This is a genomic window from Mycobacterium sp. NGS40 (genome assembly GCF_059812735.1).
The window spans coordinates 180513-203782 of record NZ_JCALDG010000012.1; the positions used below are offsets into that span (position 1 = coordinate 180513).

Genomic DNA, 23270 nt, shown 5'->3' on the forward strand with positions numbered 1-23270 from the left:
CCGTGGCGCATCCGCGCTGGTAAGCGAACAGATCGTCACGGGGCGTGTGCGACGTCAATTGTGCAGGTGCAACCACCGCCGAAAGCGTTGAAGCCATGAAGCTTTGGTCGCAGCTGAGAAGTCTTCGTCGCCAGTTCGTTGGTCTGTGTTCGCTGGTATCCAGGCAACAAATCCCTGCCGAATGAAGTAGTGCGATCGACAGTGGAAGCTCCAGTTACCGATCGAGGGGTTGATAGTGATGCTCTCTCCGTCGAACGTCATCGCAGACGCTGTGGGCGACAGGTTGCAGACAACCTTGGTGCCGCAGCCGCATGCGCAGAGGTGAACGATGGTTCGGTACTCCAGTGAGACGTAGATGACGCCTTCGTCGGGATTTGAGGGTATGAACTCGACGAACTGGTGCGCGAAGCGCTCGACGGGTGGCATCAGCGATCTTCGTTGATCGTGGTGTTGCCGTCGACGGTGTACACGGTATGGTGCTCATGGCTCAGATCCGCGTAGATGCCCGCGTATCGTTTCCAGCGTCCAACGGCCAAGCACGCATTTAGCGCATTGAGGTCGACGATCTGGACGTTCTGGTCGTAGATGTCCTCTCCGCGTGCTCGGGTCGGCAGCCGCTTGCGGTCGTCGCCGAATCGTTCTCGGTAGGAGGGCAAGATGCTGCTGATACGGAGCTGCCCGCCGATTGTGTCGTTTGCAACGAACAGCCCCATTCCGACGTCGATGTAGCTGGTGTTGATGGCGTCGAGATAGGCGGTGATCGTTGCGCGACTTGGGTTGTCGTCAATCGCGAGGAACACAAAATCGAATCCCTTCAGGTCGCCTACCGTTTCGTCGCTGAGATAGATCGGATGCGCGATCACGCCATGGCGGAAGGCGGCGTAGCGTTCGGCGAAGTAGGTTGCCTTATGAGGCTTCGCGGCAACAACCTCCAAGGGGATCGCTCCCGGGTAACGAAACGCGTTGTGCTGCATCAAGACATCACCGTCGAATAGGTGAATCTCGGCGATCGGCGACTTCGTGATAAGGTCGAGAATGTAGGCCCCGGTCCCGCCTAGTCCGACAATCGCAATTCGCTGCCCGAAGACCTTGTCGTTGACTGCAGCAATACCCGCGCGTCCAGACGCTGTGTCGAGGTAAATGAATGGGCTGTTGTCCTCCTTATCTGGTGTAACGGCAGGATACGTACGGGCAGTGGCTGATTCGTCTACGGCGGCGACGTGCTTTGATAGGAGGGCGACGTAGGTGGTCACCAGCTCGTAGTAGTCCGCGTAGCCCCTGGGTGGCTTCTTCGACAAGGTGTGGTCGACGACGACATCAGGCAGTGGCTGTTGTCGAGTGCTTGAGTTGATCACGCTGGCCAGCGGGCTGCCGGCCGCGTCGTGCGGGGCGGGGCCGGCGAGGAAGATCGTGTGGTCGCCTTGGTAATCGGCGACATCACCGCTGAGCGTCAACGCCTTGACGAGGGTGCCGCGGACGATGTCCTTGGCACCGTTGAGGTATGGGACGTCTCGGACCACTAGGAACGGGCCCCGAGTGGTGATGTCATAACCGTCGGCGCGGAGTTTTGAGAGGTCGGGACTACGACCGATCAGTGCCTGTGACAACGAAGATCATCCCTTCTCGTACTTTGATGGACTGGCCTTCGACCAGCGTTCCTTCGGGGTGTCGGGGGTCACCTGCTCGGTAGGTGACGGTGTAGTCGGGGTTGGGGCCGACCGGAGTTGGAAACTCCATCTCCACTAGCGTCTCGAACGAGATCAGCCCTTTGCGCACTGTCCGAGGGGTGCCGTTAACGATGATGGAGATGTCGTCGTGGTGGTGCCGCGCAACCGCGATGAACCTTGAGCCGTCGTGGATTTCGACGATCTCATTGTCGGCCAAGCGGCGATCGAGCGCGTCGGTGATGTCCTCGAATAGCGTGAAGTCTTCACTGACGGGAGTTTTCGGGAGTGCCCGCAACTCCTTCTCGGTGATGACCCCGGCTGGTACGCGGTAGGCCGCGCCGTCCAGGTAAATAGTGATGAGCTTGCTGGTAAAGAACCGCATGTTTGCCGTCACCGCTATAACTGCGTCAAGGGCGATGGCTTCATCCTGCGCGTCGTCAACATCGAGCCACAGGTCCACAGCTGGTGGCGATAAGATCGCGCGCAGATCGGCGCCACTGTGACGGCCAGGTCGGATTTCATGCGGATTCCCATCGATCCAGATGGTGATCTTCGAAGTAGCGTTCATTTGTGTTCCCCTTTTCGCGTGCGGTTTGTGCCGCTAGCTGGTCGGGTTCAGATGGTTACCTGTGGGCCTGTTCGTTTTAATCAGATAACCGTTCCCTTTCGGGAACACCCTAACACGCGCCGTTCTCTTAAGCGAACGCGCTATGGTGTAGCGAGAACGGAGAGGCCATGCTGTCTGACTTTGAGCAGGTGCGCGCTGTGTCGTCAGCGATGTCCGACGACGCGGTCGTAGTCGCAATGGTGCAAGACACCCTGCGCGACCTTGAGCTCGCCGTTCCGGTCGATCACCGCATCGTGGCTTCGTATCGCGGTATCTCCGACATCAAGGAGGCTGACCAACCATGGGCTGGCTACATCGCGCCTGGGGATTCGGGCTTAGTGATAAGCGTGCGGCGAAGCGACTCTCCCGGGCGGCGGCGGTTCACCGTCTTTCATGAGGTGCTACACACATACATGAAGGGCTTTTATGTGGAGGAACGTGCGTATCGCTGTGATCCCGGCGACCCCACTTTGGGTGTCGTTTCTGATACGCGCTTAGAGGCCCTGTGCGATCGGGGCGCTGCGGAGATGTTGTTCCCAAGAACCGAGTTTCTCGATGACTTGGCGGGCAAGAAGGTCACTTGGGATTTGGTGTATGACCTGGCCGAGCGATACGACGCGAGCCGAATTGCCACCGCGGCCAGAGTCTGTTCTCTGAACCCGGCGAAGACGATGTTGGTGAGGCTTGCGGTGGCGACTAAACCGCGAGATCCGCTTGGTGTGCCAAAGCTCCGCGTCCGATCCTGCTTCGGCGGTGCCGGATGGAACTATGTCCCCGAGCATAAGTCCGCACGTGAAGGAGGAGTTTTTGACCGCGCGCAGCGGGGTGAGGTCGTTGATGAGACGCTTTACTTCGACGAGTTGACAAGAAGTCCCCTTGGGTGGGTGCACGTCAATGCACGGCGCTTCGACTATTTTGACAACGATGGGAACGCCCAGATGGAAGTGCGAGCACTCATCACCCAAGTAAGCAGGAATGGAACACACCTTGGTCGGTGACGCCGAGGGCCACGCAAATGCAGCCGGCGCCGATGGCATCGGCGAGAGAATCCGGCGCTTCCGCACTGACAAGGGCATCAGCCTAAGTCAACTCGCTGAGCGCGCGGGAATGAGCAAGGGCTATCTATCTGCGCTGGAAAACAGTGACCGCTTGGGCCAACCAACTCGAAGACCGTCAGCTAAGACGCTGTACGCAATCGCTCGAGAGCTTGGCGTGACGATGTCCGATCTACTTGGGCGCCGGTTATTGATCGAAACGCCCGATCGGCCGACGCCAGAAGGCTTGCGGGAGTTCGCTGATCGCCGTGGGCTGCCCGCTGCGGATCTTGAGATGCTCAAAGCCATCAGATTTCGTGGCGAACCACCCCGCACAGCTGCGCGGTGGGAGTACATCTACAACGCAATTAGTACGAGCGAAGCTATCGACAACGCGGGCGAGTAACGCCTGATGGTTGTCGAGATCGCGCCTAGGTTGCGTGACTCTGGGGTCTCTCCAAAGATGTTGGCAATTAACAACTCTGACGAAACGGCGCTGTCACTTCCGGCCTGGTAGTGCCGAAGCTGCGGTTCGCTGCCGACCAACCGGATGTCGGCAAAAATGACAAGTCTTTGAGACGGATTCCCCATGACAAAGTTCGGTACATCCCAGATCGCGCCAGTTCACGAGTGAGTCGCATGACAGGGGAGCGCACACTCACCGCCCAGGACGCACACTCAACGAGCACGCCGACCGGCAGAACTAGATCGCCGCGCCGGGGTTGAGGATGCCCAGCGGGTCCAGGGCCTGCTTGATGCGCTGGTTGAGCGCCATCACCTCGGGTCCGAGGTAGCCGTCCAGCCAGGGCCGCTTCAGCCGGCCCACCCCGTGCTCGCCGGTGATGGTGCCACCCAATCCGACTGCCAGGTCCATGATTTCGCCGAACGCGAGCTGGGCGCGCGCGGCCATCGCGGCGTCGGCGGGGTCGAACACGATCAGCGGGTGGGTGTTGCCGTCGCCGGCGTGGGCGATCACCGAGATCATCAGGTCGCGCTGCGCGGCGATGTGGGCAATCCCGGTCACCAGCTTCCCCAGCGCGGGAAGCGGCACCCCGACGTCTTCGAGCAGCAGCGAACCCTTGGCCTCGACGGCGGGGATACAGAACCGGCGCGCGGCCACAAACGCCTCGCCCTCGGCCGGATCGTCGGTAGTGAAAACGTCCGTTGCCTTGTTCTCGGCGAATATCGAGGCGATCAGTTCGGCGTCCTGGCCGCTGGCGCGGCCGCGCTCATCGGAGCCGGCCACCAACATCGCGGCGGCCCCACGGTCCAGGTCCATGCGCAAGATGTCCTCGACGGCGTTGATCGCCGCCGAATCCATGAACTCCAGCATTGCGGGCCGCAGCCGCGACGTGACGCCCAGCACCGCGTCGACGGCCGACTCCACCGAGGCGAAGCTGGCCACCACGACGCTCGACGTGTTCTGCGCGGGCAGCAGCCGCAGCGTCACCTCCGTGACGACGCCCAGCGTGCCTTCACTGCCGACGAACAGCTTGGTCAGCGACAGCCCCGCGACGTCCTTCAACCGCGGACCACCCAGCCGCACCGCGGTGCCGTCGGCCAGCACCACCTGCATCCCCAGCACGTAGTCGGTGGTGACGCCGTATTTCACGCAGCACAGGCCGCCGGCGTTGGTGGCGATATTGCCGCCGATGCTGCAGATTTCATACGACGACGGGTCCGGCGGATACCACAGGCCGTGCTCGGCGACGGCCTTCTTCACCTCGGCGTTGAGCAGCCCGGGCTGGCATACCGCGGTCCGGGTGACCGGGTCGATGGTGATGTCGCGCATCTTCTCGGTCGACAGCACGATCCCGTTGGCCAGCGCCGTCGCCCCGCCCGACAAGCCGGTGCCGGCCCCGCGCGGCACGACGGGCACCCGGTGGGCGGTGGCCCAGCGCAACACTTTCTGCACGTCTTCGGTGCAGCGCACCCGCACCACGGCCAGCGGCGTGCCGGCCGCCGGATCGAAGGCGCGGTCGTGGCGATAGCCGTCGGTAATGGTCGGGTCGGTGACCACCATCCCGTCCGGTAGATCGGCGATCAGGCCGGCCAGCATGTCTTCATTGACTGTGGTGCTCACGTGCCGATTTTACGGCGCGGAATCCTCAGCAAACTCCGGCGCGCGATCGAGTTCGCGCAGCGACGGCAGCGCGCAGGCGATCAGGCCGACCACGATGATGGGCACCGCCAACGCCAGGAACGTGACCCGCAGCCCGGCGGCGTCGGCCAGCGGACCGGCTACCAATAAGCCCAGCGGGCCCGCGGCGAAGGTCAGCCCCGTCATCACCCCGACCACCCGGCCGCGCAGATGGTGCGGAGCCCGGGTCTGCATCACGTAGTTGTAGATCGGCTGGATCGGCCCGTATACCAAGCCGGTCAGCGCGCACAGCACCAGGATCACCGGCAGCGGCGGCAGGAACGCGATCCCGACCGACGCGGCACCGAACGTCAGCGTCGCGGTCAGCACGGCCGTGCGCCGCCGCAGATACTTCGACAGCACGGCATAACCGAGGGCACCCGCCACGCCGCCGGCCCCGAGCGCCATCAGCGCCCAGCCCAACTCCGCGGGTTCGTGACGATCGCTGAAGTACTTGGGAAACAGCACGCTTTCCATCGGCAGATACAGCGCCGTGACAACCAGATCGACCAACGCGAGCGTGCGTAGCACGCGCATGTTCCAGACGAAACGCAAACCCTCGGCGACGCCGGACACCAACCCGTCGGGCCGGGTGGCGTGATGCGGCTTGCCGATGCCCTCGAGCCGCAGCACCCCAATTGCGATGAACGACAACCCAAAACAGCCCGCGGTGATCCACATCGTGTTGACGCCGCCGACCGTGGCGATCATCAAACCGCCGATACCCGGACCCACGATGTAAGCCAGATTGAGAATCGCCTCGTACACGCTGTTGGTGCGGTCCAGCGACCAGTTGGCCCGCGCGGCGGCCTCGGGCAGCATCGACTGGCGCGCCGTTGTCCCGGCGGGGTCGAATCCGGCCGAAAGAAATGCCAATACGGCCAGCTCGGCGACATTGAGCGCATTCGCCCCGAATAGCCAGGCGATCACCGGAACCGAGGCCACCGCCATGCCGGACAACCAATCGGAGACCAGCGAAATGCGCCGGCGCCCGAAAAAGTCGACCGCGGTCCCGGCGACCAGCGTGGAGAGCACCAGCGGCACCGTCATCGCCGCTGCCACGATCGACGCGTCGCCTGCGCTCTCCCGGTGCTGCAGCGCCAGCCAGGGGAAAGCGACCAGCGAAATGCCGGTACCCGCGGTCGCCACCAGCGTGGCGAACAGGATCAGAAGTGCCGGACCTCGGCTGGAATGTGTCATAAATATCGCCGGGAGAATCTAACCCCAAAGCGATCGCGGCAGCCACCGAATTTCGTGCTCCTGTCGGCTGAATGCAGGATGTTCATGTGCTTGTTCATCCGAATACCGGATTGGCCTTCGATTCGCCGGTGCTGCCCGGCACCGGATGGCCCGGCGATCCGGCCGAACCGGGGACCCCGAAGGCCGCCGACGCGGCACAGGTCCAGGCGCTGGCCGGCGCGGCCGGCTCGGTGCCGGAACTGGACGCCGTGGTCAGCGTCTGTCGCGCCTGCCCGCGTCTGGTCGCCTGGCGGGAGGAGGTCGCCGTGGCCAAACGGCGTGCGTTCGCCGACCAGCCGTATTGGGGCCGGCCGGTGCCGGGATGGGGATCGCTACGGCCGCGAATCTTCATCGTCGGGCTGGCGCCGGCCGCGCACGGCGCCAACCGAACCGGGCGGATGTTCACCGGCGACCGCTCCGGCGACCAGCTGTACGCCGCCCTGTATCGGGCCGGGCTGGTGAACCAGCCGACCAGCGTGGACGCCGCAGATGGGTTGCACACCAAGCAGGTTCGCATTTCCGCCCCGGTGCGATGCGCGCCGCCGGCCAACGCCCCGACCCCGGCCGAGCGTGACACGTGTTGGCCCTGGCTGGAAGCCGAATGGCGGTTGGTGGCTGAGCACGTGCGCACCATCGTCGCCCTTGGCGGGTTCGGCTGGCAGATCGCGCTGCGGCTGCCGGGTGTCACCGCGATGCGAGCAACGCCCAAGCCGCGCTTCGGCCACGGTGCCGTCGCCGAGTTACCGTCGGGCGTGCGTTTGCTGGGTTGCTACCACCCCAGCCAGCAAAACATGTTCACCGGTAGGCTGACTCCGGCAATGCTTGACGATATCTTCATTGAAGCCAAGAAGCTGGCAGGGATTAAGTGACCTTCTATGGTTAAAGTACTGATTTCCGGGGCCAGCGTCGCCGGTACAACGTTGGCGTATTGGCTTGGGCGGCATGGCTATTCGGTGACCGTTGTGGAGAGCCACCCAGGCCTGCGCCCGGGCGGACAGGCCATCGATGTGCGCGGTCCGGCGCTGACGGTGCTGGACCGCATGGGTCTGCTGGCCGCCGCCGCCGATCGCAAGACGGGCATTCGCGGCTCCTCGGTCGTCGACCGCGACGGCAACGAGCTCTCCCGCGACACCGAATCGACGCCGACCGGTGGCCCCATCGACAACCCGGACATCGAGCTGCTGCGCGACGATTTGGTCGAGTTGCTTTACGAGGCAACGCAGCCCGCGACCGAGTACCTCTTCGACGACAGCATCACCGGTCTGCAGAACCGCGGCCTGGCCGTCGATGTGACGTTCGAACGTGCACCCGCGCGCAGCTTCGACCTGGTGATCGGCGCCGACGGTCTGCATTCCAATGTGCGCCGACTGGTTTTCGGTCCCGAGGAACGATTCATCAAGCGGCTGGGCACGCACGCCGCGATCTTCACCGTGCCCAATTTCCTGAATCTGGACTTCTGGCAGATGTGGCACTACGGCGACACCACGATGGCCGGGGTCTACAGCGCCCGCAACAACACCGAGGCGCGCGCCATGCTGGGCTTCATGGACACCGAACTGCGGCTGGACTACCGCGACATCGAAGCCCAATTCGCCGAGGTCGAGCAGCGGATGGCCGGCGACGGCTGGGTACGCCCACAACTGCTGAAGTACATGCGCGACGCACCGGACTTCTACTTCGACGAGATGGCGCAGATCGTGATGGATCACTGGTCGATCGGCCGGGTGGCGCTGGTCGGCGACGCGGCGTACTGCTGCTCGCCGCTGTCGGGCCAGGGGACCAGTGTCGCGCTGCTGGGCGCCTACATCCTGGCCGGCGAGCTCAAGCGGGTCAGCCAGGGCGACTGGGTCGACCACGGGGTCGGCTTCACCAACTACTTCAAGCGCTTTCACGGCTATACCGAGCGCACCCAGTTCCTGGCCACCGACAACATTCCCGGCGGGGCCCCGATCTCGCAGGAGCAGTTCGAGGCCGTCGTGAATTCGATTACGCCGAGCAACTACTAGCCGGGAACGAACCCCGCGCCGAATGCGTTGAGGCCATCGTGCGCCTTTCCGTCCTCGATCTCGTCCCGGTACGCACCGACCAGTCGACCGGTGACGCGCTGGCCGCTACCGTGCAGCTGGCGCAGAGCGCCGACCGGCTGGGCTACACCCGCTACTGGGTCGCCGAGCACCACAACATGCCCTCGGTCGGCGCGACCAGCCCGCCGGTGCTGCTGGCCTACCTGGCCGCCCAGACCTCGCGGGTGCGGCTGGGATCCGGCGGAGTCATGCTGCCCAACCACGCGCCGCTGGCCGTCGCCGAGCAGTTCGCCCTGCTGGAAGCCGCGGCGCCGGGCCGAATCGACCTGGGCATCGGACGGGCGCCCGGCTCCGACCCGGTCACGTCGTACGCGTTGCGCGGTGCCCGCTCAGCAGCCGAGCAAGATCGCGACATCGAGAACTTTCCCGAATACCTCGACGACGTCGCGGCGTTGATGAGTGCGCGCGGCGTGCTGCTTCCGTTGCGCTCCGGCGACTACCGGCTCAAGGCCACGCCGGCCGCGGCGAGCGAACCGCGGTTGTGGCTGTTGGGCTCGTCGATGTACTCGGCGCGTTTGGCGGCGGCCAAGGGGCTGCCGTATGTGTTCGCACATCACTTCTCCGGCAACGGAACCGAAGAGGCGCTCGAAATCTACCGCACGCGATTTGAGCCCAGCGCACTGACCGCCGAGCCCGTGACGTTCTTGACGGTGAACGCCGCCGTAGCCGAAACACGGGAAGAGGCAACGGCATTGATGTTGCCCAACTTGCAGATGATGGCTCGGCTGCGGACCGGACAGCCGCTGGGCCCGGTCCCGCTGGTCGAGGAGGCCGAGGTGGCCGAACTGACGCCGGCTCAGCAGCACATCGTGGACAGCGGGTTGGCGCGTGCCGTCCTCGGCACTCCGGCCCAGGCCGCCGAGCAGGTGCGAGCGCTGGCCGGGCAGTTCGGGGTCGACGAGGTGATGGTGAACCCCGTCGCGTCGGCTCATCGCGGCACCGACCCGGCCACCGCGCCGGGCCGGGTGGCAACGCTGGAGCTGTTGGCCAAGGAGCTGTTCTAGTCGGCTACCCCGGCCTGCTCCGACGTTCTCGGATTCTGTTGGGGCACATTGTGACTGATCCATTCCTCGAGCTCGGCCGGCGGCAACGGCGGGGTGTGTACGAACCCCTGGGTGATCGTGCAGCCGAATCGCTGCAGGGCGCTCAGCGTGACCTCATCTTCGACTCCCTCGGCCACCAGGTCCGCGCCCAGGCTGTCCGCCAGCGCCACCGTCGACCGCACGATGGCGACCGAGCGCGCGTCTTGGGCCAGCCGCGCCACGAAAATGCGGTCGAGCTTCAATTCGTCGACCGAGACATCCTGCAAGCGCGCCAACGACGACCAGCCGGTGCCGTAGTCGTCCAGCGAGACGCGCACCCCCAGGCGCTGCAACTCGGCTACGGTGTTACGCGACCGCGCCGAGTCGACCAGGGCGCTTTCGGTGATCTCGACGATCAGGGCGTCGGCGGGCAAACCGCGTGCCCACAGCAGCCTTTCGATCGAGCCGACCAGCTCGAGGTCGAGCAGGTTGGTCGTCGCCAGGTTCACCGCGACCGACGATGTGACACCCTTTTCGCGCCAGTACTGGATCTGTGAGAGAGCGAGTTTGAGTGTGCGATCAGCGATCTTGCGCATCAGCCCGGCTCGTTCGGCGGCGGGCAGGAATTCTTCGGGCAGCAGCACCTCGCGGGTCGGGTGGTCCCACCGCAGCAGTGCCTCGACGCTGTGCACGCTTCCGTCGCTGGTGTTGATCTTGGGCTGGTAATACAGCGTCGGCTCCTCACCCTCGAACAGCGCGGCGCGCAATTCCTCGACGAGGTTGGGGTCGGTGTCGCGGTGCAACTCGAACGCCGAGTCGTAGACCGCGATCTTGCCCAGAGCGGATTTGGCGTGCGGCATCGCCGCCTCGGCGCGACTCAGCAGGTCCTGCGGATGCTCGCAATGGTCCGGGCACAGCGCGATGGCGATGCGCGCATCGACTCGCACCGTGATTGCGTCCAATGCGAATGGCTCGCTTAGGGATTCGAGCAAGCGGCCCGCCTGGGCCCGGGCGCCGGTCAGGTCGGATCCCTCGGTCAGCAGGATCGCGAATTCGTCATCGGTCACCCGCGCCAGAAGATCCTCGCGGCGCACGGTCGTGGCAAGCCGGTCGGCGATATGGCGCAACAGCTCGGCACCGAAATGGCGGCCGAGTGAGTCGCTGATCTCGTCGATCTCGTACAGCTTCACCAACAGCAACGCCTTGCGTGACGGCGTCTTGAGTGCCGGGTCGAGCTCTGCCGACGGGGAGTCGGACATCGACGTCAGCGCGGTGGCCAGTGACCGCCGGTTGGGCAACGTCGTCAACTCGTCGGTCATGGCGTGCTTGTAACTTTCGGCCATCATGCTGACGTCGCGCAGCGTCAGCGAAAACCGCACGGCGGCCGTAACCAGGCTCAAAGCCGCCAAAGCCGTTGCCAGTCGCGAGTTTTCGTCCAAGATGATCACGCTCAGTGCGACTGCCGTGCACGCTACCGGCACGGCGTAGGAGCCGAATCCTCGCTTGAGTGCCGGCGGTACCGACGCGGCGGGCGCCCAGCTGGCCATGGCCACCAGTAGCGACGCCGCGGGCCAGGCGGCATCCAGCGTGGTGCCGACCCGGTAGGAGCCCGCGGCCGTCTCGAAGAGATAAACCGTGTCGGCGAGCGCAAATCCCACCAGCCCGGCCACCAGTAAGAGCCAGCGAAATTCGTTGCGCCAACCCACTACTGGCAGCATGCCGGCGGCCAGGGCCGCCAGCACCAGATCTCCCCACGGGTAGAGCAGTCCTACCAAGACGGTGTCCGGCGTCCGGGTCGCCGCCGCGTGGAAGGGTCCGGCCCGCAGCGCCACACCCAGTGCGGCCATGGCCAAACCACATACCAGCGGATCGAGGCGGATCGGGATCGGTACGGCGGCCAGGCGTGCCCGGACGAGCAGCAGCAGCCCGAGATAGACGAATGGGTAGAACGCCAGATACTCGGCGTCGGCCACCGAGGGCGACTGCCCGTCGGGCACCCGCAAGAGGTAGACAAAGTCGCCGACGGCCGAGCTTGCCATACCGAGCGCAATCAGCCACCAGGCCAGTCGATCGGCCGCGACGCGATAGGCGCGTGCTCCAATGAGCATGGCCGCCAACAGGTTCAACGCCGCGTACAGGATATTGGTGAAGGCGGTGTCTTTGGCATTGAGTCCGGCCAGGCTGGTCGCGGTAAAGGTGATCACGCCAATTGCCAAGAACGCCATAGCAATTCGTACTGGCAACGGTCCCCATTGTGGGCCTTCGGGCGGGTCCGCCGCGACGGCCGGCATCGATGTGTTCGGGTGTGCCCCCGCGGTGCGTGGCGCGCCGGAGGCGCCCGAGACGGCGGCCGAAACGGGCACCCAGTCCGCCAGTTTGGCCGGCAACGCCGAGGCCGCCGAGACCGCCGACTCGGTGGACCGCGGGAATGTATAGGAGAACGGAATGTCGGGCACAAAACTGCGGACGCAGTGTCCGCCTTCCCGTTTCGCGGTGTACATGGCCAGGTCGGCGTGCCGGAGAAGCTGGTCGACGGTGCACGTCGACGCGGCCGTGGCCACGGTGAAGCCGATGCTGGGTCGCACCGCGACGGGCACGCCGTCGATCACGATCGGGGCGCTGAACGCCTCGAGCACGTCCTGCGCGGCGGCCTGGGACTCTTCGACGGAACCTTCGAGCAGCACCGCGAATTCGTCACCGCCGAGGCGGGCGATCAGGCCGTTGTCGTGCAGGGCGGCGGTGAGGCGTCCGGCTACCCGGATGAGCAGCTCGTCGCCGGCCGGGTGCCCAAGGCCGTCGTTGACCGCCTTGAAGTTGTCCAGGTCGAGGCACAGCACCGCTATCGGTGCGCCGTCTTCATTTCGAGCCGCGACGGCGTCTTCGAGCCGATGCAGGAAATGCGGCCGATTCGCCAGGCCGGTCAGGCTGTCCCGAAACGCCTCCCGCGCGACCGCCGACAACAGCTCCTGGTTCTCGGTGAGCGCGATGAATTGCCGGACCAGCACCGCGCCGACGAGAATGCCCAGCAGAGCGGTCAACACCCCGTGCTGGGCCCGGACGATGGCGCCGAATCCGACGACCGCGGCCAGCGCCAGCGGCAGGTAGGGCAACCACAGCAGGGTGCGCGACAACACCTCGCTGCGCGACGCCGAGACCTGGGTGGTCTCGTTGACGCTGGCCAAGGCGCCGAGCGTGATCATGCACAGTCCGGCCACTCGGCCCAGGTCGCCCAGATCGCTGACGTGATAGCTGCCTATCCCGGTGTCGAACACCATCGTGATGTCGGCAATGCTGATCACCGCGATACCGGCGGCCACCAGGCTGCGGCTTGGTCGCTCACCGGGGCGGCCCCGGGACAGCATCAGGATCGCCGTCGTCAGCAGGATGCCGTCGTTGACCACCTGTGCGACCGTCGCGGTCCGGGACCCGGTGGTGTCACGCAGCTGCTTTTCCAGCACGAAGACCCACGACACCACGAGCAGCGAGGTGACCAGGATCAGGCCGTCGAGCACCAGCCGCCGCGAACTGTGCCGAGACACGTTGGACAGCGCCACCAAGGACGTCATGGCGCCGAATGGCCACAGCAGCAGCACGATCTCGGCGGCCGCCGGGTGCGATGCGTGGTCCAGCTGGGAGCGCACGTCGTAGAACGCCCAGATGAGCTCGCCGATCGCCCAGCCCAGCTGGGCCGTCACCATGGCCAGCCAGCCCAGTCTTCGACGCCCGTCGGCGAAGCGCGCGGCTCGCAGACAACATGCCGAACCGAACAGCAGACTCCCCGCCAGCGCGATCTCGTCGACCGGGCGGGTCGCGTAGGCGCCTTCCAGGTTCCGGACGTCCGCGATGACGATCAGCAGGCCGGCGCAGCCGTATCCCGCGACGACGAGCCACCCGAGGCGCGCGGACAGCCCGAGTCGCTGCCACGGGATCCCCGTCCAGCGCTTCATTGCCGCTCCAGCCGATCAGTCCCCCCGGGTGAACGCATGGAGGCTTCACCAGTGCTAGGGCAGAATAAACGTCCCCGTTGGCTTAGCTGGTGCTTTTGTGCAGGTTAGTGCTATTTGGTAGGCGTTAACGCGACGATCGGGATCGGCCGCGACGTCCGGGTCTGATAGCCCTCGTACCGGTTGGCGTTGTTCTTGTTGACGATCTGCCACAGCCGCGCATAGTCGGGGTCATCGGGGCCGATGCTGCGCGCGGTGACCGCGAAGCGCTTCGAGCCGACGTTGATTTCGCACTCCGGGCGCTTGCGCAGGTTGTGGTACCAGCCGGGCGCGCTGTCGCTACCTCCATAGGACGCGACGACCAGGTACGAGTCACCGTCCTTGGCGTAGCTCAGGGTGGAGGAGCGCTGCTGGCCGGTCTTGGCGCCGATCGTGTGCAGCAGCAGGCTGTCCGGCATGCCGGGTATGTGGTGGCCGATCCGGCCGTCGGTTTTCCGGTAGAGCGAGTCGTGAACGCGCAGCAGTGGAGCCAGAAAGATCCGCTCCAGGGTGGTGAGGTTGCTCATGAAGTCAGTTCTACTGACTGGCGTCGATGCGTGCCAGCGCGTCGCGCAGGATCTGCCCGGTGGCCTCGCGATCGGGGTCGCGGCGTAGCAACATCCCCTTGGCCACCGACAGCTTGTCGCCGTTGCGGCGGGGCAGCACGTGCAGGTGGATGTGGAACACGGTCTGGAAGGCCGCACTGCCGTCGTTGATCCCGATGTTGGTCGCGTCGGCCAATTCGGTCGCCCGGGCGGCGCGCGCGATCCGCTGGCCGATGGCGATCATCCCGGCCAGCGTCGACGGCGGGGTGTCGGTCAGATCGACGGTGTGCTGTTTGGGGATCACCAGCGTGTGCCCGCGGGTGAACGGGCGGATGTCGAGGATCGCCAGGTAGTCGTCGTCTTCGTAAATCCGGATGGCCGGAGCCTCCCCGGCGACGATCGCACAGAACACGCAGGACATGTCGCCACCGTACTGGCCGGGCCGACCCGAGGGTTACGCTGCCGCAGTGGACGCTCGCGATGTCGCATTCGCCGGTGCGGGCGCACTGGCACGGATGCTCGCCGACGGTGAAATCAGCGCTGTCGACCTGCTCGAGGTCTACCTGGAACGGATCGCTCGGCTGGACAGCGACCTGCGCTGTTACCGCGTGGTGCTGGCCGACAGCGCACGTGAGGACGCCTACGCCGCTCAGGAACTGCTCGACGCGGGCGAGCGGCTGCCGCTGCTGGGCGTGCCGATCGCGATCAAGGACGACGTCGACGTCGCGGGCGAGGTGACGGCCTGCGGCAGCGGCGGCCACGGTCCGCCGGTGACCTCCGACGCGGAAGTAGTCCGCCGGTTGCGCGCGGCCGGCGCGGTCATCATCGGAAAGACCAATGTGCCCGAGCTGATGATCTTTCCGTTCACCGAGTCGCTGACGTTCGGCGCGACCCGCAACCCGTGGAATCTCGGGCGCAGCCCCGGCGGGAGCAGCGGGGGTAGCGGCGCCGCGGTCGCCGCCGGGCTGGCCCCGCTGGCGTTGGGATCCGATGGCGGCGGCTCGATCCGTGTCCCGTCGTCCTGGTGTGGGCTGTACGGTCTGAAGCCGCACCGCGATCGCGTCTCGCTGGAACCGCACGACAACGCCTGGTACGGCCTCTCCGTGAACGGCCCGATCGCGCGCTCGGTGGCCGATGCGGCGCTGTTTCTCGATATCACCTCGACGATCCCGGGACCCGAGGGCGAGTTCGTCGCCGCGGCGTCGCGCGATCCGGGCAAACTGCGAATTGCGTTGAGCACCAAGATCCCGACGGTTCCGCAGCGGGTCGGTCGCGAAGAGCTGGCGGCGGTCGAGGCGGCCGGTGCGCTGCTGCGCGATCTCGGGCACGAGGTGATCACCGCCGATCCCGACTATCCAGTGGCCCAGCTCTATACGAACTTCCTGCCGCGCTATCTGCGCGGCATCTGCGACGACGCCGACGCGCAGGCTCACCCGGAACGGCTCGAGTCCCGCACCCGCACGCTGGCGCGGATGGGGTCGTTCTTCTCGGACCGCAGGATGGCAGCCGTGCGGGCCGCCGAGGAAGGCATGAACACCAAGATTCAGTCGATCTTCGACGATGTCGACGTCGTGATCACGCCGGGCACCGCGGAAGGGCCGTCGCGCATCGGTGCGTACCGGCGCCGCGGCGCGGTGTCGACGCTGTTGCTGGTCGCCCAGCAGGTGCCGTACTTCGCTCCGTGGAACGCGACCGGTCAGCCCGCCGCGGTGGTGCCGTGGGATTTCGACGGCGACGGCCTGCCGTTGTCGGTACAGCTGGTGGGCCGGCCGTTCGACGAGGCGACGCTGCTGTCGCTGTCCGCGCAGATCGAAGCGGCGCGACCGTGGGCGCACCGCCGACCGCCGGTGTCATGACGGGGTCATAGCCGCAACATCTCGCGCCAGGCCGCCAGCTTGACGCCGGGCCGGGTGGCATGGGCCGGGCTGCTGGACGGCAGCCGGTGGAACTCGATCCGCTCGTCGGGCTGGGCCAGCCTGCGGTACATCTCGGCCGCCTTGGCGCCGTTGAAGTAAACCCCGGCGATTCCCGGGTAGTCGGCGAACAACCCGGCAAAGTCGTTGACCACCAAGCTTTTCGGATCGATCGCCGAGTCGGCACTACCGGCTCGGCGGCAGCTGCGCAGCACGTCCCACAGCGCCACCCCGCGGGATCGCAAAACGGTCAGCCGGGACTCGTAGGGCGCGTCGGGGTCGAATCCGAAAAGCGCACCGGCGATGGGCCAGAACGCATTTCGCGGATTGGCGTAATACTGCTGGGCCACCAGCGACTGGGCACTGGGAAACGAGCCCAGGATCAGCACCCGGGCGCGCTCGTCGACGACGGGTGCGAAACCATGCAGCAGCGGCGGGGTCATCACTGCCATCATCGCCCGCCGGCGTTGTAGGTTGGCCACGTGGACGACGAGGTCGACGCCAACATTGACGATCTGCTCGACGGACTCGACGGCGACGCGCGCAGGGAACGCGCCGAGCTGGTCGCCTGGCTACTGGGACAGGGCGTCACCCCCGCGGAGATCCGGGCCACCAATCCGCCGCTGCTGCTGGCCAGCCGTCGCCTGATCGGAGACGACGGCACCTATGTGTCGGCGCGCGAGATCAGCGAGCAACACCACATCGACCTGACGCTGCTGCAGCGCGTGCAGCGGGCGATCGGGCTGGCCCGGGTGGACGATCCGGACGCGTCGATCCACATGCGCGCCGACGGCGAAGCGGCCGCCTACGCGCAGCGCTTCGTGGAGCTGGGGCTCAACCCCGACCAGGTCGTGCTGGTGGTGCGGGTGCTCGCCGAAGGCCTCTCGCACACCGCCGAGGTGATGCGGTATGCCGCGCTGGAGGCGATCATGCGCCCGGGAGCCACCGAGCTGGAGATCGCCAAGGCATCCCAGGCGCTGGTGGGCCAGATCGCGCCGCAGCTCGGACCGATGATCGAGCAGATGCTGTTCATGCAGCTTCGGCACATGATGGAGACCGAAGCGGTCAACGCCGCCGAGCGCGCCGCGGGCGAACCGTTGCCGGGCGCGCGCGAGGTCACCGTCGCGTTCGCCGACCTGGTCGGTTTCACCAAGCTGGGCGAGGTGGTCTCGCCCGAGGAGCTGGGGCAACTGGCCAGTCGGCTGGCGGGGCTGGCCCGGGACGTGACGGTCCCACCGGTCCGGTTCATCAAGACGATCGGGGACGCGGTGATGTTCGTCTGTCCCGAGCCCGCGCCCTTGCTCGATGTCGTGCTGAAGCTTGTCGAAACGGTCGATACCGACGACGACTTTCCCCGGCTGCGGGCGGGGGTGGCCGCCGGGATGGCGGTGAGCCGGGCCGGTGATTGGTTCGGCCGCCCGGTCAACGTCGCGAGCCGGGTCACCGGCGTGGCCCGCCCCGGCACCGTTCTGGTCGCCGACTCGGTGTGGGAGGCCGTCGGCGAAACCCTGGAGTTTTCCGCGTCTTTCGCGGGCGCACGCCGCCTCAAGGGCGTCAAGAATGAGGTCAAGCTGTTCCGGGTGCGCCGCGGCGACGGTGACAACGACTGAGTCCGTTACAGGTTTAGGCAGGCCCGGGCGGCGCTGGGGGGCGTCTGACACGGTCCGACGCGGCCGGCTCCTTCCCCTCTGCCAGCGCTTTGACTTGGCCGCTTCCGGGCCTGCTTCGTGATCAAAAATACGCCTGTGAGCGGGCCATATCAACGGTTTTGCGGTCCATGCCCAGGACCGGTTGCCGTTCGCCGCGAGCGAACCGGTCTTCATTTCATGTGCAACGGTGTAATGATGTAATCATGAAATCACACCATCACAGTTCTAGGCGGTACGGCCGCCCCGGGGGCTGGCAGCAAGCCCAGCAACCCGATGCCACCGGCGCGGCGGAATGGTTCGCCGGACGCCTGCCCGAAGGCTGGTTCGACGGCGACCCGACGGTCGTGGTGGACCGCGAGGAGATCACTGTCATCGGCAAGCTCGCGGACGCGGCCGAAGACAGCGAGGCGCGCGCCGAGGGCCGGGCCTCACGGTTCCGCGAGGAGACCCGCTCGGAGCGGATGCGCATCGCCGACGAGGCGCAGGATCGCTACGGCCGCAAGGTTTCCTGGGGCCTGGAGATCGGTGGCGAGCGAATCCTGTTCACGCACATCGCAGTTCCGGTGATGACGCGCTTGAAGCAACCGGAACGCCAGGTGCTCTACACGTTGGTGGACGCCGGTGTCGCCAGGTCTCGCGCCGACGCTCTGGCGTGGTCGGTCAAGCTCGTCGGCGAACACACCGAGGAATGGCTCGCCAAGTTACGCGACGCGATGTCGGCGGTCGACGACCTGCGCGCCCAGGGGCCAGACCTACCCGAATAGGCTCCCGAATAGGCTCCCGAATAAGCTAATGCCGCAGCGCCGCTTAGGTATTGGCGTCGCTAGGTGTTGTTCACCTTGTCGACGATCTTTTCGGCGATCTGGCTGGACTGATCGCTGATGTGGTAACCGCAGGCGTTGACGTCGACGATCACATTGTTCGCCACGCTCATCGCGTGCTCACACTGCCAGCCGTCGGCCCCCTCCTGGGTCTGCAGCACCGATATCTTCGGTGAATTGCCTTGGACGGGGGCGAAAGTCCACCGATAGGTCTTGCCCGAATTGTCCACCGTCACCGTCTGGCCGACACACTTCTTCCACTTGTCCAGCGAGCCCTGCAGGAACGCCTTGGCCTTGTCGGCGGTCGGGAAGGCCACCACCGCCTGGTTGACCCAGTGGTCGTTGTTGTCGCCGGGTTCGGCGGACACCAGGCCGTAGATGCCCGTCCAGCCACTGCCGGCGTACACCGGATCCTGAGTCGTGTACAGCGCGCCCTCGCAGTCCGGTATCGACACCGTCATCGAGGAAGTGCCCATCGACGTAATGGGCTTGCCGGGCTGGATGTTCGTCGCGCCCATGATGGTGTTGATATCCGAGGCGCTCAGCAGCAGCGAGTTGAGCCGTGTGGACGCAATCGGTTCCGGTGGCGGCTTGGGGTCGGGAATGATCAGCCAGATAGCCACCGCGCTGACCACGACCACGAGCACCACGGCGGCTGCGGCGATGATCGGCCACGGATTGCGCTTGGGTCTGGGCGGCTGCTGGCCCAGGTTCCACGGGGTGGGGCCGACGGGCTGCGCGTGCGGGTGGGCACCCGATGGCGGGCCGCCCCAGTTGCCGCTGCTGCCTTGGTAATACTGCGGGCCCGAGACGGGCGGACCCGGGGTGGGGACGGGCCCGCTCTCGGGCGCCCAGGGCCGCGGGCTCGGAGCGTGGTGCGGCGGCACCGGCGGGGAGCTCGGACGCGGATACGGCGTCGGCGTCGGCGGCGGCGAGGGTGCGGCAAGCCGCTGCACGGGCGGCGCGGCTGCGGTGCCCGCGATCGTCGGTGGCTGCTCGAGCTTGTCCTTGCCGGGCAGGGTCGCTTCCTGACTGCGGCGCAGGATGTCCGACGCGTGGTCTTGGTCGGGAGTGCTCAGTGCCTCATGCGCGGCCAGCGCCAGATCGCCCGCGCTCGCGTAGCGGTCTTCGGGCTTCTTGGCCATCCCGCGTGCGATCACCGCGTCGAAAGCCTTGGGAATGCCCGCGCGGACCGCGCTGGGCAGCGGGACGGGATCGCTCATGTGCGCCTTGACCAGCACACCGGCGCTGTCGGCGCGGTACGGCGGGGCTCCGGTCAGGCATTCGTGCAGCACACACGCCAACGCGTAGATGTCGGCGCGGTAGGTCACCTCGTCGTTGGTGAATCGCTCCGGGGCCATGTATTTCCAGGTGCCGACCGCGGTGCCGAGCTGGGTGAGCTTCTCGTCGGTGGTGGCGCTGGCGATGCCAAAGTCGACGAGGTAGGCGAAATCATCCCGGGTGACCAGGATGTTGGGCGGCTTCACGTCACGGTGCATAACGCCGGCGGCGTGGGCGGCATCCAGAGCCGACGCGATCTGGGTGATGATCGCGACCGCGCGTGGCGGCGTCAGCGGACCGTACCGTTTGAGCAAGCTGTCCAGGTCGGTGCCCTCGACGAGGCGCATCTCCATGAACATTTTTCCGTCGATCTCGCCGTAGTCGTGGATCGGCACGACGTGCGGTTCCTGCAAACGGCCCGCGGTGCGCGCTTCGCGCTTCATCCGCTCACGAAAGACGGGGTCCGAGCTGAACTGGTCCGACATCAGCTTGACCGCGACGGTCCACTCTTTGACGGTGTGCTCGGCCTCGTAGACCTCGCCCATCCCACCCCGGCCCAGCAGCCGTTTCAGGTGGTAGGGCCCGAACGTCGAGCCCTCCCGTGAGGCCTGCCCCTCGCTCATCGCTGATCCTCCAAACCAACCGCAGACCCGCCGACCATATCAACAAAATCCCCGCAAACCCGTCGGCCGCAATGCCCGGCAAGCACGCACGACGGTGGGCGCGGCCGACCCGCCGCTCGGCGACGGCAAACGCCGACGGAACGCCTCCGTCTCGATCGCGGCCCCCGGGGGGCGAGCGTCACTTGGCCGCTTTGCGTTGCGGGTCAAGCTGTCTGAGTCGCAGCGCGATCAGGATGATCAAGACGATCGCCTGGATGGCGCAGGCAGCCGCGGCCGTCCACCAATCGCCGGGGTCGTACTCCCACAGCGGGTCTTCGTCGCCGCCCGCGGTGCGGCGCAGATCGTCGAGATCGATGGTCGAGGCGGCCATCGCGTAGGCCCAGCGTGACGGCGATAGCCACGCCAGTTGTTCCAGCGGGATGCGGCCCTTCACCCCAAACATGCCGCCGCACAGCACGAGTTCGGCCATGACGACGAGCACCAGCAGCGGCATGCCGCGGTCGGCGTTGCCGATCATCGCCGAAATCAGCAGACCGATCAGCATCGAGACCACGGTGACGGCGACGACCGCCATCGCCACTTCGGCTCTGGGCCAAGGCAGGACGACGGCCTGGTCCGGGGGAGGCAGGCCGACCACCCCCAGGAAGCCCAGAATCAGCCCTTGCAGTGTGGTCAACGCCGTTAAAACCACCACTTTGGAGGCCAGATAGGCGACGCGCGACAACCCGATGCCGTGCTCGCGTTGATAGATGGCCCGTTCCTTGACGATCTCGCGGATCGAGGCGGCGCAACCCATCAGGGCGCCCCCGATGATCAGCAGCACCAGCAATTGCGAGGGCTGGGTGGACTTCGTTTCGATGGCCTTGGTCAGCGACAGCCCGGCCTCCCCGGGGACGGCGTGCGCGAACAGACTCAGCAGCAGCGGCAGGACCAGCAGCGTCACCGCGTACTGGCGATCCGCGGCGATGACCGCCAGATACCTGCGGCACAGCGTGGCGAATTGGGCGACGGCGCTCTGCTGGGCGACCGCCTTCGCGGGACGGCTGGCCGGAGCCGGGGCCTTCAGCGTGGCGTGCGGTCCGGTCAGGGCGCCGTGAATCGGCGATGCGACATAGCGGCCGGTCCAGTCGGTCGTGGTGTCGTGTTCGAGGAGGTTGAACAGGTCGGCGAAGTCGTTGCAACCGAAGTAATTCAGAGCCTGTTGCGGGGGACCGAAGTACGCCAGCCGGCCGCCCGGCGCCAGGATGAGCAGCCGGTCGCACAGATTCAGTTGCGCCGTGTTGTGGGTGACCACCACGACGGATCGACCGTCGTCGGCCAGCGCGCGCAGCGTTTGCATGACGGACTTCTCGTAGCCCGGATCGAGTCCCGAGGTGGGCTCGTCGAGGAACAGCAGGGATGGTTTGGTCAGCAGTTCCAGTGCGACGCTGGTGCGCTTGCGCTGACCGCCCGACAGGCTGTCGATCCGTTGATTGGCATGTGCGGCCAGCCCGAGCTCGCCCAGCACCTCGTCGATGCGCTGCCTTCGTTCCCGGGTCGATACGTCCTGCGGAAAGCGAAGCTGCGCAGCGTAATTCAGCGCTCGTCGCACCGTCAACTGAGTGTGCAGGATGTCGTCCTGCGGCACGAAGCCGATCCGGTGCCGCAGCTCGGCGTAGTTCTGATAGAGGTCGCGATTGTCGTATCGGACCTCACCGCTAGAGGCCGGACGGAATCCGGTCAACGCGCTCAACAACGTGGATTTGCCTGCGCCGCTTGGCCCTACCACCGCCATGAAGCAGCGTTGCGGTAGGGCGAAACTGACGTTGGCCACCAACACCTTGCCCTTGTTGGAGACCACCCGCAGGTTCGACGCCTGGTAGGACACGTCGCCGGTGTCGGTGTATTCGACGAGTTGGTCGCCGGACAGGTGCAGCAGCTGGTGGCCGATGCCGACGATGTCGTTCGGGCCGATGATCGCGCGCGCGATCCGGTGACCGTTGACGTAGGTTCCGTTGGCGCTGTTGCTATCTACCAGTTCCCACTGTTGTCCGGAGCGGCGCAGCACCGCATGGTGGCGAGAGACCAGCAAGTCGTCGAGCACGACGTCGTTGTCTGTTCCGCGGCCAATCCCGATGGTTATCTGGTCCATCGCGTAGACCGCGGTTGGAGGCCGGGCCACCGTGGTCTCGCCGACCGACCCCATCGTCGGCGCGACGGTTTGGGTCCGAGCCGGACTCGGAGGTGGGGCGATCGGGCAGAGCTCGAGCGACTGCCCGGAGGACGGCGACCCCAGCACGACGGTGATCGGCTGGGTTATCGGCAGGCTCTGGACTCGCCGCCCGTTCACGAACATGCCGTTGTTGCTGCGGTTGACCAGAACCCAACCCGCGGGCGTCGGCTGTAGCACCGCGTGCTGGCGCGACACTCTCGGGTTTTCCAGCTGAATGTCGGCCTCGTGCGCACGGCCAACGCTCCAGGACCGGCCAGCGGTGGCCTGCCAGGTACGCCCACCCGCCCGCAGTTGTAGCCCGGGAATGGTGGTGACCATGTCGGTCCTGTCGTCCACGCATTGCCTCCGCTGTGTTAGCTAGCCGCCTCGAGAACGGTACTCACATCCACCACTTGTATAGCTGATCCAGGCGTGGTCCTCGCGTTATTGCGCCCTCGGGCGCGGTTGCTG

The 23270-nt window shown here is 66.1% G+C and carries 19 protein-coding genes; 8 read left to right on the forward strand and 11 right to left on the reverse strand.

Annotated features, from left to right (window positions below; genetic code table 11):
• Window positions 1-54 precede the first annotated feature (54 nt).
• Genes AC5Y5O_RS19625 through AC5Y5O_RS19635 form a run of 3 tightly spaced genes read right to left on the reverse strand, consistent with a single transcriptional unit; the run spans window position 55 to window position 2235 of the window.
• Window positions 55-426, reverse strand: coding sequence for a ubiquitination-like system serine protease family protein (locus AC5Y5O_RS19625; protein ID WP_500026853.1), 372 nt, complete (start codon window positions 424-426; stop codon window positions 55-57).
• Entirely contained in the window at window positions 426-1607 is a 1182-nt protein-coding gene (locus AC5Y5O_RS19630; protein ID WP_500026855.1) for a ThiF family adenylyltransferase, read from the reverse strand. The genes AC5Y5O_RS19625 and AC5Y5O_RS19630 overlap by 1 nt, the downstream gene beginning before the upstream one ends.
• Window positions 1582-2235 carry a multiubiquitin domain-containing protein gene (locus AC5Y5O_RS19635; protein WP_500026857.1) on the reverse strand — a complete coding sequence of 218 codons (654 nt, stop codon included), beginning with the start codon at window positions 2233-2235 and terminating at the stop codon, window positions 1582-1584. The genes AC5Y5O_RS19630 and AC5Y5O_RS19635 overlap by 26 nt, the downstream gene beginning before the upstream one ends.
• Before the next feature lie 167 nt (window positions 2236-2402).
• On the opposite strand from AC5Y5O_RS19635, the gene AC5Y5O_RS19640 reads away from it, so the two are divergent.
• Together AC5Y5O_RS19640 and AC5Y5O_RS19645 are read left to right on the forward strand one after the other, a co-directional pair.
• Window positions 2403-3272: an ImmA/IrrE family metallo-endopeptidase gene (locus AC5Y5O_RS19640; protein WP_500026860.1), complete on the forward strand. Its 870-nt coding sequence runs from the start codon at window positions 2403-2405 to the stop codon at window positions 3270-3272.
• Window positions 3250-3714 carry a helix-turn-helix domain-containing protein gene (locus AC5Y5O_RS19645; RefSeq protein ID WP_500026862.1) on the forward strand — a complete coding sequence of 155 codons (465 nt, stop codon included), beginning with the start codon at window positions 3250-3252 and terminating at the stop codon, window positions 3712-3714. The genes AC5Y5O_RS19640 and AC5Y5O_RS19645 overlap by 23 nt, the downstream gene beginning before the upstream one ends.
• Window positions 3715-4011: 297 nt before the next feature.
• Here the strand turns inward: AC5Y5O_RS19645 and AC5Y5O_RS19650 are convergent, their stop codons facing one another.
• Complete coding sequence (locus tag AC5Y5O_RS19650) at window positions 4012-5367, reverse strand: FAD-binding oxidoreductase (protein WP_096291302.1); 1356 nt, start codon at window positions 5365-5367, stop codon at window positions 4012-4014.
• Between the two features lie 33 nt (window positions 5368-5400).
• Window positions 5401-6648 (reverse strand): multidrug efflux MFS transporter Tap, encoded by a 1248-nt coding sequence (gene tap, locus AC5Y5O_RS19655; RefSeq protein ID WP_096289631.1) that lies wholly within the window; start codon window positions 6646-6648, stop codon window positions 5401-5403.
• 71 nt (window positions 6649-6719) lie between these two features.
• Here tap and AC5Y5O_RS19660 point away from each other — a divergent pair, with 71 nt between their 5' ends.
• Genes AC5Y5O_RS19660 through AC5Y5O_RS19670 form a run of 3 tightly spaced genes read left to right on the forward strand, consistent with a single transcriptional unit; the run spans window position 6720 to window position 9775 of the window.
• A complete protein-coding gene (locus tag AC5Y5O_RS19660) occupies window positions 6720-7556 on the forward strand; it encodes a uracil-DNA glycosylase (RefSeq protein ID WP_500026866.1) in 837 nt (278 codons plus the stop codon).
• A 6-nt stretch (window positions 7557-7562) separates the two neighbouring features.
• The gene (locus AC5Y5O_RS19665) at window positions 7563-8693 is read left to right on the forward strand and encodes an FAD-binding protein (protein ID WP_096289629.1); all 1131 of its coding nucleotides are present in this window, start codon (window positions 7563-7565) and stop codon (window positions 8691-8693) included.
• A gap of 38 nt (window positions 8694-8731) precedes the next feature.
• Window positions 8732-9775: an LLM class flavin-dependent oxidoreductase gene (locus tag AC5Y5O_RS19670; RefSeq protein WP_096289628.1), complete on the forward strand. Its 1044-nt coding sequence runs from the start codon at window positions 8732-8734 to the stop codon at window positions 9773-9775.
• On the opposite strand, the gene AC5Y5O_RS19675 is transcribed toward AC5Y5O_RS19670, so the two are convergent.
• The 3 genes from AC5Y5O_RS19675 to AC5Y5O_RS19685 form a co-directional block, all read right to left on the reverse strand.
• Entirely contained in the window at window positions 9772-13740 is a 3969-nt protein-coding gene (locus tag AC5Y5O_RS19675; protein WP_500026874.1) for a diguanylate cyclase domain-containing protein, read from the reverse strand. The genes AC5Y5O_RS19670 and AC5Y5O_RS19675 overlap by 4 nt on opposite strands.
• 110 nt (window positions 13741-13850) lie before the next feature.
• Window positions 13851-14303 (reverse strand): nitroreductase family deazaflavin-dependent oxidoreductase, encoded by a 453-nt coding sequence (locus AC5Y5O_RS19680; RefSeq protein WP_096289626.1) that lies wholly within the window; start codon window positions 14301-14303, stop codon window positions 13851-13853.
• A 10-nt stretch (window positions 14304-14313) separates the two neighbouring features.
• Window positions 14314-14742 carry an HIT family protein gene (locus AC5Y5O_RS19685; protein ID WP_096289625.1) on the reverse strand — a complete coding sequence of 143 codons (429 nt, stop codon included), beginning with the start codon at window positions 14740-14742 and terminating at the stop codon, window positions 14314-14316.
• 46 nt (window positions 14743-14788) lie between these two features.
• On the opposite strand from AC5Y5O_RS19685, the gene AC5Y5O_RS19690 reads away from it, so the two are divergent.
• On the forward strand, window positions 14789-16177 hold the full coding sequence (locus tag AC5Y5O_RS19690) for an amidase (RefSeq protein WP_500026882.1): 1389 nt from the start codon (window positions 14789-14791) through the stop codon (window positions 16175-16177).
• 5 nt (window positions 16178-16182) lie between these two features.
• On the opposite strand, the gene AC5Y5O_RS19695 is transcribed toward AC5Y5O_RS19690, so the two are convergent.
• Window positions 16183-16677: a DNA-deoxyinosine glycosylase gene (locus AC5Y5O_RS19695; RefSeq protein ID WP_096291301.1), complete on the reverse strand. Its 495-nt coding sequence runs from the start codon at window positions 16675-16677 to the stop codon at window positions 16183-16185.
• Window positions 16678-16716: 39 nt separating this feature from the next.
• Here AC5Y5O_RS19695 and AC5Y5O_RS19700 point away from each other — a divergent pair, with 39 nt between their 5' ends.
• Window positions 16717-17844, forward strand: coding sequence for an adenylate/guanylate cyclase domain-containing protein (locus AC5Y5O_RS19700; protein WP_500026885.1), 1128 nt, complete (start codon window positions 16717-16719; stop codon window positions 17842-17844).
• Between the two features lie 242 nt (window positions 17845-18086).
• Window positions 18087-18647 carry an ATP-binding transcription factor AbmR gene (abmR, locus tag AC5Y5O_RS19705; RefSeq protein WP_500026888.1) on the forward strand — a complete coding sequence of 187 codons (561 nt, stop codon included), beginning with the start codon at window positions 18087-18089 and terminating at the stop codon, window positions 18645-18647.
• A 59-nt stretch (window positions 18648-18706) separates the two neighbouring features.
• Here abmR and AC5Y5O_RS19710 read toward each other — a convergent pair whose 3' ends face one another.
• Complete coding sequence (locus tag AC5Y5O_RS19710) at window positions 18707-20608, reverse strand: serine/threonine-protein kinase PknH/PknJ (protein WP_500026890.1); 1902 nt, start codon at window positions 20606-20608, stop codon at window positions 18707-18709.
• A gap of 178 nt (window positions 20609-20786) precedes the next feature.
• Window positions 20787-23156 (reverse strand): FHA domain-containing protein, encoded by a 2370-nt coding sequence (locus AC5Y5O_RS19715; protein ID WP_500026893.1) that lies wholly within the window; start codon window positions 23154-23156, stop codon window positions 20787-20789.
• Window positions 23157-23270: the final 114 nt, after the last annotated feature.